Source organism: Lamprocystis purpurea DSM 4197, assembly GCF_000379525.1.
Classification (GTDB): domain Bacteria; phylum Pseudomonadota; class Gammaproteobacteria; order Chromatiales; family Chromatiaceae; genus Thiodictyon; species Thiodictyon purpureum.
Genome location: NZ_KB902516.1, coordinates 45,488 through 55,381, shown reverse-complemented (window position 1 = coordinate 55,381; position 9,894 = coordinate 45,488). Strand labels below are relative to the sequence as shown.

The following is a 9,894-nucleotide window of genomic DNA, read 5'->3' as shown; positions in this document are numbered from 1 at the left end:
GCGCAGCGCCGATTGTTGCCTACCGGCGGGACAAAACCGTCGGCACTCACCAACCAAAACTTTCGGGGCTCAACACCTTCAGGGTCGGCATCACCCGTTCCCTTTGCACCTCGCCTGCTTTCGTGCCGACGCATCGACGTACCCGTTACCGGTCACGCCGCAAGGCTCGATACGGGGCTCGCGGCTCACGATGACCCAGGCGGGACTCTCACCCGCTAGAACACGCGGCCTTGCCAGACCGCACTGTTTCCTATTATTCCTTTACCCCATTATTCAATTTCAAATTCTGCGTCACCCGCGGTGCCGGTTCACCACTGCGTTCGGCGATTGCTGGGATGGGGGCAACTAAATCGCCTGCGGCAATTTCGATTGCCAGCAGCGAAGGGTTTTCGTCAGCCGTCGCGTCCAGTCGCAGCCATGGATTGCCGGTGATGCCGTGCTGCCGAAACACGTCGATCACATCTTTTCCGGTTAAGGGGTTTGTATAATCAATGCCATACAAGATGGCAAAGTTGCTGGCCAAGCCGTGCAAGGTGGTGTGCGGTTGGCATGACAGCGTACTCTTGGAGCGATCCAACATCGCCAACCAGACAGCCAAAATGTATACGTCACCCGGAAAGTGAATCCGAATATTTTTGAAGGCACTGACATCTATCTCTTCATTGAGGAGGCGGCGCTTCTGCGTTGTCGTTCGTTTCATTTCATCGTATCCGAAAGGGAGGCGGGGACACACGATAAAAGTGCGGCCGTCATTTAAACGATCTTGGATAAGAAGCCATTCGTTCCCTATTATTCTTCTTCCAAGTTTTCCTTAGTCGCCTTGACCGACCTGACTAAATTGGCTCATGATCGATTTCATATGCCTCTACGAGATCGCCAACCACGGAAACGAGTGAGTAAAGAGGGTGTCCGGCATCGTCTCGGACAACATCTAGCAAGTTATGGAGGAAAGCCGTGATCTGCTCATAATCAAGTTCTGACTCAATATGAGAAATTGGTGCCGCCGACCTGAGCGCTTGCCAGGCGGGAACGAGCTTTTCAACATCAAGCGCCGCGTTCATTTCTGTCTCCAGTCATTTCTGTCGTACTCCGCATGGGTCATGACTTGGTGAACATAAAGCCGCCGCTTATCATAGTGAATGACAGTAACGATTCGCTACTTGTTGCCACCCACATCGAACACTGTGAATCCATCCACTTAATCTGCGGAGCGGAATGATTGCCGCAGCTCGGGATAAAGACTCTGCTGCGAGTTGACCGGCTTTTCTAAACCACTCATCCAAAGCGGGTCGAGACTCCGGATGACGTTCCCAGAATTCACTTATGGGCTTCTTTGAGATGACGCGCATAGTTATTCCTGAAGAAAAAAGGCTCTCATCCCTTCTCCATTAAGTAAACTGTCACCGGAACTCCTCACGAGTACCCAGGCGGGACTCTCACCCGCTAGAACACGCGGCGCAATGACCCCTTTACCCCTTTATGCGTTTCTTGGTTCTGGAATTAAGTAATTAGCGCATTTAGTAAGCTGTCACCGTAATTCCCACCTTGCAGGCCCGCGTCGAGGCCTTGGACATGGCGCCCGAGGTGGAGGAAGCGGTGCTCACCCAACTGATTCCGGCCCTGTATCTGGACCGGGTGGCGGCGCGCAGTCCCCAGGCCGAGCCCCGTCACCGACTGGCGGCGCTCAGTGCGCAGTGCCTCGAACCGTTACGCCAGCCGACCCATCCACTCCAGGCCCTGCCGCCCGCCACCCGAGCCCACATCGAAGCGGTCGCGACCGGCTGCGCTGATCTGTTCCAACGCAGCAGTTCCTGCGTGGAAGGTCGTAACGGCCAGATCTCTCTCTATCATCACGGCTGTCATCGGCTCAGTGACCGCAAGCTCGCGGCCCTGACCGCCATTCACAACTATCATATCCGCCGTCCCGACGGCACTACCGCTGCCGAACGCTTTTTCGGTCGCAGCCACCCGCCATTGTTCGAGTTGGTGCTGGCCCGTGTCTCCCGGCTCCCACCCGCGCGGCGCCGACGACCGCGTGTCCCCAAGCCCGCCTACCTGACGCCGCTGGCGGCGTGACCGGGGTGGGCGGATTTATGATCAAGGCCGAAGAAATCCACCAAGCCCTCGACGACCGTTTCCGCCAACGACAGGGTGCCGATAATGGGGATGAACCGCCCGGCGATACCGACCAAAGCCTTTTTGCTGAGCTGGGTTGCTGCTACCCGCAGCTTCGCGCTTGCCCCGCGAGCGGCCGCCACGCGCTGGCGAAGCTTGTTGTACTCGTAAGCATCGGCGGCCAAGCCAGCCGCGTTCCGCATGGCCGCAAATTCGTCATAAGAAAGGTCCGCCGCATTGGCGGCCTTATCCACAAGGCTGGCGTAGGCGCTCAGCTTTGTGGCAATCAGACCCATATTTCGCTCCAGCGTCCCCAGGTCGCCCTCTGCCTGGCGCTCCGCCGACTGCATATTCTCAAGCTGGCCATGCAACTCGGCCTGCAATCCCTGAATCTTGCGATACTGGGTACGTAAATCCGCAAGCCTCTGCCTTGCATTGGCGAGGCGCTGCCGATTGTCGCGTATCTCCGCCTTAAGATCCCGTTCGTGGCTTCGCTCTTGCTCCAGTTCGTCGCGAAGGCGATTTTCGCGTCGATCATACTCGTCGGAGCAAACGAAAAAGTCGAGAAATCCGGCGGTCTCCGGATTGCATCGCGCCACCGCAGCCGGGGTGCAGAAGAGGGTAAGTGCCGTTGCCAGGGCACGTATGAAGCCAGACCCCATCTCAGGTATCCTCCCGCCCATTGGACAGATCCTCAAGCCGACTTTCCAATTGCGCAATCTTCCCTTCAACTGCGTCCAAGCGCCCGAGGGTCTCCTCGATCTGCCCCGCGAGTTCCGAGGCGCCGCGATCGCGGGCGAACTGCAATTCCTCCTGTCCTCTGTCTCGCGCCCTGGCAATCTTGCCCTTCAGTCTCTCAAGACTGCGGGTCTTCCGGGTAATGTGCCTGGAAGTGAGCCGCACATCCGATCGAGTTATCTCGATTTGTTCCTGTTGGCGGGCAATCGCAACCTCCGTCTCCCTGATGTCCGCGTCCAACTTGGAGTTGATGGCAACCAGATCTCGATTCGTGTCCTGTAGGTCGCGAATTTGCCGCGCAAGCGCCTTCTCGTTCTCGGCCTTCTCGGTTTGCGCTTCATCCGCGAACGCGGAGGCAACCACGCCCAAAACCGCCCCGGCGGCAATATAGGGTGCGGCCCGCACACCCACGGCCACCGCGACCAAGCCACCGGCCGCAGCCCCTACAACGGTTCCTTCTACGTAGGTCCGCGTCGTCCCAGCCCGGTTTCCGCACCCGGCGAGCAGCAGGCCAAAGCAAGCCAGCGCAAGGAAGCGAGCACTCTGACGCGCCGCGAATCTTCGTGCCAGCTTATAAGTACTTAAACTGAAATATTTGTAGGCGTCAATAATTGCAACACTCTGAATCTTAGACAAATGTCAATTCTTAGCGGCTTATAGCATATATATTGATGTACTTACATGGTCGCCGAGCCTTTCCATATCCAGGTATGTTGTCGCACTCGAATCTGGGAATCTGGGGCGGGAATCTTGGGACAGTTTATTCGATTCCGTTGCCACAGCCAGCCAATAGATAAGTAAACTGTCCCCGGAACTGCGGAACTGCGGAACTGCCGGAACTGCCACAAGTGACTGCTTGTCGAACTGTCTGTAACCCGCTGATTTATAGATGTCTCGGCTTAAGTCCGTGCCATTCGAGCCTAGCCCCTTTCCCGCACCTGAATTACGGCAATTAAGTAAACTGTCCCCGGAATTCCGTTAGCTTGCATTATATAGTAACCACGATATGAGTTTACTTCTGTTGATTAGGTACGGGAAGTGACCTGTGAAGCCTCCATTTGTGAAGGTGGCTGCAATGCCCTTACTCGCAAAATTGGAGGTAAAAGTCTTTTGTTTTTGTATTCCGCCGGAAATAAAGTCCAATCTTCCACTATAAATGTGGACTTTTTTGCAATTTACCGCTTTGCAAATGAGATCAGAGTAGTTTTCACTAATCAGTTCTAGTAGAGGATTCTGAGGATTAGAAAATATTTTTCCTCGTAAGAACAGCGGAAAGAATGAGCGATTACGAGAACTTAATAACTTATGGAGAAAGAATGCGATATTTTTTCTTACTCTTATAAGGCTTGGAGCATTAATTAAAGGAGTAGAGACTAAAAATAGCTCAATTTCGTAATTTTTACTTAAGCGCTCACTCGTGGTTAAAGCTGCTATAGCGCCAAGTGAAAAACCAACCAAGCGTATATGAGTTCCATGTTCCACATGATTTTCTATCAGATAATGAAAATCTTTGTATTGATCCAAATGTAGTAGTAAGCATGAATACCCTTCTTTTGATTGTAACTCGTCTATGACATAGCTCCATGCCCACGGTGAGTCATATGCGCCATGTATAAATGTATAGACAATATTCTTGTTTCCTGATGATAGGTTAAAGATCATTTCGTTTCAAATGCGTATAGATGCTTATAGGAGAAGTTACCATTACAACCAATATAAAACTTGGCATTATCCACGAGTGCTTTGCATATGAAGTGGTTGCGAATCTAACTTTCGATAAGCGTTTTGAAAGCATCGAAAATGAGGAAAGAAAGGTGACTATATTGAATTTTAGTCCATTGATTTTGAATAATTTATGGTGTTTTCCTAACTCTACTAAAAAGCAATTTTTTCCAACATCTTCTTTTGTCCAATAGTAGTCCATCCAGTCGTCAATTACATTTCCGGAAAAGGCAAAGTTGTACAGGTTGTTTCTTACGTTGTGGTTGTCGATTTTCTTCTTGTATATAAAATAATTAATTGTTTCGTACAGTACTACTGTGACTCTTGATATTCTGTATAGTGATTGCCAAGAGCCAACCAAAGAAGCGGATGATTTCGCTTCTGAAAGATATGCATTTTTCACTAAGTTTATAGACTTTGAGAGTTCCTCTTTGTACTCAATTTTCCATAGATCTATGTATTCATCCACAAAATAAGCGATTTCCAAGTTGAATTCTGACGATATTTTTATTTCTGAGTGTTGTCTAGGATTTAATATTAATTTTTCAATATTCTTGAAGGTGGTATTAATTTTATTTTCTTGATCAGTTTGATCGTTTCCATCTATAAAGTTGTCTGTTATTACAACTAAAAAATAAAGATCGATTATTGCCACAAACTCACGCCTGGAACATAAGTCAGATGCGCTATTGTTAATAATGTCAGACAATAGCTTTGCAGTTAAAGATGCATATGTTGTTGCTATGAGAAGTTTTGCATATGATTGTTTTTTATATGTATGAGGACTTCTTTTGATTTGAAAATCGAGTCTTTTTTTGACAATTTTCTTTATTATAAAATAATTGTTCAAATAAACTCCGCCTTTATATAAAACAATAAAAGGGTGAATAAGTAGATAATAAATTGTAATAGTTATGAGTTTCACCTAGTTTCCCCTTCTTCCTAAGTTAATGTGTTCTTGATCGCAGCGGGCCAGTTGCCTGTTACCCAGCCACGGACCACTAGGATATTAGATTGAATTCCGCAGATTGGCTAAGCACCTCAAATCCCCTCGCGCTCCTTGGCCGCCGCCCCACATGGACGCGGCCAAGCGCTTCCCCGCTGTACGGCGGTGCGGGTTTTTCCTGGGACGCGGGATTCGCCTTGCGGCTAAACCCTGTCATTCCGTGTCTATATTCTTCGACGCGTGACTGTTTTGCAAGGTAGCCTTTGTGATCTGGATCACGGTTTTGTACAAAAAGTGGATGCGGACGGTCGATGTCCGCTGAACGCACCCCCATCTGGACGTGCTGCCGCACTGTACTCGGTCGGGCGCCAGAACGGCACGGGCCGTTTGTGAACTAGACTGGATCGGGCCGTTTGTGAACTGGACTGACACGGGCCACTTATGGATTAAACCGAATTCTGTCGAAGACTTGCGTCAGCCCTTGGTCAGTGTGCTCCGCGCCTCTCCCGGTCGGCCCAGCGCGCCGCTCCTCACGGCAAATCACCAAGCGGAATAGGATAAACCTGCTCAGCAGGATCCGCCGCAGCCCGCTGAGCCAGATCAACCCAGCGCCCCTGATCCGCATAATAAACGCTGTAACGCCGAATCTTCTTCTTCAACTGGTCGATGAATTCGACCTGCCGCATGGTGCCCCAGCGGGTCCAGGTGTCTTGGGTCAGGGTGAGCACGTCGCTCTTGTAGGGGAGTCCCTGGAGGTATTCGCCGAGCAGACCCAGGTCTGCCAATTGGGTGGCTTTGTCGATGCCGCCGGCGGTCGGGTCGACGCTGAATTTGGCGGCGACCGAGGCGAGACGGTCGAAGAAGCGGCGCGAGCTGTCGTCCGCGTTCAGATCGGATTCGGCGGCCTCGACGATGCTCTTCAAGACTTGCTGCAGGTCTGAGAGCTGGTCTTTGGTCAGCAGGACGCGCACGTCGACCGCGCTGATAGAGGGGTCGGCGAAGTCCTTGTCGCTGATCCAGGCCTGGAAGACTTCCGGGGCTCGCGTGCCCTGGACCTGGCCCAGATAGGCCAGCCGGGCGGCATGGCCCAGGCTGTCGACGATGGCCCGGATGCGCGCGGCCTGGTCGTCGTCGGGTGTTGCCGCGGCGCGGGCCGCTCGGGTCGCGGTCTGGCCGCTGCCGGGCGGCTTGGGCTTGGTGTCCGGGCTGCCGGTTGCGCCGGAGAGGTTCTCGATCAGGCGCCCGGCATAGACATCGATGGCTTGGCCGAAGGCGGCGACGCTGCCGTCGGGGATGGGGAAATAGGCGCTCTGCTGATTCAGCGCATTGTCCGACAGGGTCTGGTACTGCGCGGCGGCGCGCTCGGTATCGTTTTGGCGGCGCGCCTCCGGGGTGAGCAGATGCAGGACGGCGATCGAGGTGCCGGCCTCGGCGGCGATGCCGCGGATTTGGTCGGCATTGAAGCCGGTGCTGGACTGGACGGGTTGCCCGGTGGTCGGGTCGCGCTGGGTGCCGTCGAGCGCCCCGGCGTCGGTGATCAGGATGAGATGGCGCTCGGCGAAGCGTTGTTTCCAGTCGGGTGTTTCGAGCGCGGTCTTGAGACCGGCGTAGGCGTCCTCGTCGAAGTGGTCGGTGGAGATCCGCGCCTCATCCAGGTCGCGGACCCTGGTCAGGAAGTCCTGTCCGCCCTGCACCTGGGCCGGATTGACATAGGTGCGGGCCACGAATTCGAGTGCTTGTGTCTTGGTCGGGTCCTGCGAGGCGGCGCGGAAAGCGACCAGGCCGAAGGCGACCCGATCACCCAGCCCGGCCTGCTGGATTTGCCGATAGAAGCGCGCGATGGCGGCCTTGGTCTTGGCGATATAGGGTCCCATCGAGACCGTGGAGTCGATGACGAAGAGGACGGCGGCGCGATAGTCCGTGCCGGCCAGGGGCGCGGCGCCTGGTGCTGCGGTTCCAGCGGGTGCGACGGCCGGATCGGGCAGGGTGACCGAGGCGACCTTGAGTGCCCGTACTTTATCGCCGGTGGCGGCGCGGTACTCGGCGAAGTCGAGGATCGGCAGCAGGTAGAACTGTTTGCTGAAATCGATGAAATTGGCGGGTTCGACCGCCAGGACCCGCGGGTCGGGTTGGCCCTGGGCGACGCTGGTCCGCAGGGCCTGCGCCGCCGGCCCCGGGCCGGGGCTGTCGAGGATCGCCCGCAGGTCATCCCAGTCGCGCAGGAACAGCATCGGCTCGCGTCCGGCGCCCTGGTTGGTGAAGGCGAGTGTGAGTTGCTGTTTCCAGGGCACGGTCTGCGCCGCGGGCAGCCAGCCGAGGATGCTCTGGTCCTGAATGCCCGTGCCGACCTGCAGCCACTCCTGCCCGGCGCTGTCCTGCCGGGCGAAGACATAGAGCCGGGACAGGGCCTTGATCAGCTCCTGCCCCGAGGCGCCTGGGGTCGCGGCGAGCATGGCGCCCGGTCGGGTCAGCACTCGCTCATAGATATCGCGTTTGCCCTGGGGGTGCAGCGGCTCGGCGGCCGTGGCCGGTGTGCCGGCCCCGATGGCGAGCAGGCCGATCAGCAGCCAGGCGAGCCCGTGGCGTGCCCGGACCGGGGTCCGCGGCTCCCGGTCAAGGGTGATCATGCGGTGTCCGTATCGATCCGTTTGGCCGTTCATCAGCGTTCTCCAAGTGCCTCAAGCCGCCGTTGCGCCGCTGCATCGCCCGCCGCGGCAGCTTTGTGCAGCCAGTCGAGCGCATCCTGATAGATGGGCCCCGCGGCCGCCTCGCCGAGTAAGAGTTCACCGTAGCGCCGCTGTGCCCTGGGGATCGCCTGCTCAGCCGCCCCTTGATACCAGACCAGCGCGCTGTCCGGCTTGGGTTCGGGGAAGCAGGGGGATGACTGAAAGCCCTCGGGGTCATAGCGTCGACCCAGACGCTCGGCGAGCCCCGCGTCGCCCTTGGCCGCGTCCATGAAGAGCCGGATGGCGGCCTCGCAGTCGTTGGCCTGTTCCGCCTGCTCGGCGCGGGCGAAGAGGTCTGCCGCGGGGAGGCCCCGGCGTTTCAGGTCCAGGTAGAGTGCTTTGCCGGCCCCAGCGGCACTTGCTGATGTGTCGGTGCGCCCGGTCGCGATTTCCGTTCCCGCCGGGGTCGGCTGCACCCGGTCGATCTTCAGATAGGCCCAGAGCAGGCCCCCCAGACCGATGATGACGAGGGCCGACAGCGCCAACCGCCACGTGATCCAGAAGGGGATGGGGTCTGGGTCCGGCACCCTGGCATCCAGTGTCCCCGCCGGCGTCCGCGGGGTGGCCGGCACCGCGTTGACGGCCTTGGCCCAATAGAGCGAGGGTCCAGGTTCGTGAGTTGACGGCGCGGTGCGGTCGGTCAGGTGCTCCAGCGTGTCCGGCGATTCGCGGGCACCCGTGTCGGGAATGGTCGGCGGGCCCCAGTCCGGGATCGCACTAGCACTGGGCTCCGCTGCCTGGCCCTGGTCGGCTGTTTGCATCGACAGGATTGGCGGCGTGGGCAGGACCACGAGCGGTAGGATGTCCGCGAAGTCGCCGCGCCGCAGATGCACCCGCAGCGGGGTTACGCCGGCCGCACGGATCCCCGCGGTCAGCGCCGGGCCCGCGTCGAATCGGGTTTCCGCGGCGCCGCCGTCCAGCCGGGCGCAGGGATGCCAACTGGGGGCCTGAGCCCAGAGCCGGTGAACGGTCAGGTAGCTGTCGTCATCGCCGCGCTGCACCGCGACCAGCACCTCGGGCCAGTCCTGCGGTAAACCGTGAACGACCAAGGTCCCGCGGTCCGGCGGGTCGGCTGAGAATGCGATCGTCAATGGCATGGTGCGAATACTCCGTGATGCTCGTCAGCGGTTCCTTACGCCAGGCTAGGATAGACGTTTACCGCGATAAACCGGATGTGGGGCGGGTTTCAAACAGCAATTCCAAATTTGGGCGGCCTCGCACGACCTCTAGTATACCGAAACAGGAATGTCCCCCGTGGGAGCGGCGTCCCGCCGCGATGGGTGCCGCGGTGACCTCTCGGGCTTGCGGCTACGTGCCCGGCCCGTCGCGGCGGGACGCCGCTCCCACGGGGNCGCTGCGCGACTTTCACGTTAAGCTTCGACCAGTGTGCCACGGTACTGGCCGGAACGATGATCAAGGCCCGTTGCGCGCTGCGGCGGCGGTCGACTCAGCGCCGCGCGGGGAGCAAAATCAGCGCACGGGATCGATGCAGGGCCGACGTGCCTTGACCAGCAGAGACGCGATGACTCAGATGAACCGAGTGATGACGACAAGAAAACCGGAGGTCGAGGCTTTAGCCGGTCGACATCGCGTCTGGGCCTTGAGCACGGTTCCGGCCACGGGCCATCGTAGGGTGGACAAGCGTAG

The 9,894-nt window shown here is 57.2% G+C and carries 10 protein-coding genes; 1 reads left to right on the top strand and 9 read right to left on the bottom strand.

Annotated elements, in window-relative coordinates:
- Positions 1 to 253: 253 nt before the first annotated feature.
- From A39O_RS41080 to A39O_RS42800, 3 genes are all read right to left on the bottom strand, one after another.
- On the bottom strand, positions 254 to 700 hold the full coding sequence (locus A39O_RS41080; protein ID WP_020506608.1) for a hypothetical protein: 447 nt from the start codon (positions 698 to 700) through the stop codon (positions 254 to 256).
- A 133-nt stretch (positions 701 to 833) separates the two neighbouring features.
- On the bottom strand, positions 834 to 1,061 hold the full coding sequence (locus A39O_RS0120825; protein ID WP_020506607.1) for a hypothetical protein: 228 nt from the start codon (positions 1,059 to 1,061) through the stop codon (positions 834 to 836).
- On the bottom strand, positions 1,058 to 1,141 hold the full coding sequence (locus A39O_RS42800; protein WP_245561947.1) for a type II toxin-antitoxin system HigB family toxin: 84 nt from the start codon (positions 1,139 to 1,141) through the stop codon (positions 1,058 to 1,060). The genes A39O_RS0120825 and A39O_RS42800 overlap by 4 nt, the downstream gene beginning before the upstream one ends.
- A 431-nt stretch (positions 1,142 to 1,572) precedes the next feature.
- On the opposite strand from A39O_RS42800, the gene A39O_RS38940 reads away from it, so the two are divergent.
- The gene (locus A39O_RS38940; protein WP_211211657.1) at positions 1,573 to 2,076 is read left to right on the top strand and encodes a DUF6399 domain-containing protein; all 504 of its coding nucleotides are present in this window, start codon (positions 1,573 to 1,575) and stop codon (positions 2,074 to 2,076) included.
- Here A39O_RS38940 and A39O_RS0120815 read toward each other — a convergent pair.
- From A39O_RS0120815 to A39O_RS0120800, 6 genes are all read right to left on the bottom strand, one after another.
- Complete coding sequence (locus A39O_RS0120815) at positions 2,052 to 2,777, bottom strand: hypothetical protein (RefSeq protein WP_040528324.1); 726 nt, start codon at positions 2,775 to 2,777, stop codon at positions 2,052 to 2,054. The two genes, A39O_RS38940 and A39O_RS0120815, sit on opposite strands and share 25 nt — an antisense overlap.
- 1 nt (position 2,778) lies before the next feature.
- Positions 2,779 to 3,489, bottom strand: coding sequence for a hypothetical protein (locus A39O_RS0120810; RefSeq protein ID WP_020506604.1), 711 nt, complete (start codon positions 3,487 to 3,489; stop codon positions 2,779 to 2,781).
- A 342-nt stretch (positions 3,490 to 3,831) separates the two neighbouring features.
- On the bottom strand, positions 3,832 to 4,515 hold the full coding sequence (locus tag A39O_RS41075) for a hypothetical protein (protein WP_157640306.1): 684 nt from the start codon (positions 4,513 to 4,515) through the stop codon (positions 3,832 to 3,834).
- A complete protein-coding gene (locus A39O_RS41070; protein WP_157640305.1) occupies positions 4,505 to 5,500 on the bottom strand; it encodes a hypothetical protein in 996 nt (331 codons plus the stop codon). The genes A39O_RS41075 and A39O_RS41070 overlap by 11 nt, the downstream gene beginning before the upstream one ends.
- Positions 5,501 to 6,051: 551 nt before the next feature.
- Positions 6,052 to 8,181 carry a vWA domain-containing protein gene (locus A39O_RS0120805; protein ID WP_157640304.1) on the bottom strand — a complete coding sequence of 710 codons (2,130 nt, stop codon included), beginning with the start codon at positions 8,179 to 8,181 and terminating at the stop codon, positions 6,052 to 6,054.
- Positions 8,181 to 9,344, bottom strand: a complete 1,164-nt coding sequence (locus A39O_RS0120800) for a hypothetical protein (RefSeq protein ID WP_020506602.1) — start codon at positions 9,342 to 9,344, stop codon at positions 8,181 to 8,183. The genes A39O_RS0120805 and A39O_RS0120800 overlap by 1 nt, the downstream gene beginning before the upstream one ends.
- Positions 9,345 to 9,894: the final 550 nt, after the last annotated feature.

What these genes read in the sequence shown, in the direction of transcription:
- A39O_RS41080 (WP_020506608.1), bottom strand. Translation starts at nt 700, where the DNA reads ATGAAACGAACGACAACGCAGAAGCGCCGCCTCCTCAATGAAGAGATA.
- A39O_RS0120825 (WP_020506607.1), bottom strand. Translation starts at nt 1,061, where the DNA reads ATGAACGCGGCGCTTGATGTTGAAAAGCTCGTTCCCGCCTGGCAAGCG.
- A39O_RS38940 (WP_211211657.1), top strand. Translation starts at nt 1,573, where the DNA reads ATGGCGCCCGAGGTGGAGGAAGCGGTGCTCACCCAACTGATTCCGGCC.
- A39O_RS0120815 (WP_040528324.1), bottom strand. Translation starts at nt 2,777, where the DNA reads ATGGGGTCTGGCTTCATACGTGCCCTGGCAACGGCACTTACCCTCTTC.
- A39O_RS41075 (WP_157640306.1), bottom strand. Translation starts at nt 4,515, where the DNA reads ATGATCTTTAACCTATCATCAGGAAACAAGAATATTGTCTATACATTT.
- A39O_RS0120805 (WP_157640304.1), bottom strand. Translation starts at nt 8,181, where the DNA reads ATGAACGGCCAAACGGATCGATACGGACACCGCATGATCACCCTTGAC.
- A39O_RS0120800 (WP_020506602.1), bottom strand. Translation starts at nt 9,344, where the DNA reads ATGCCATTGACGATCGCATTCTCAGCCGACCCGCCGGACCGCGGGACC.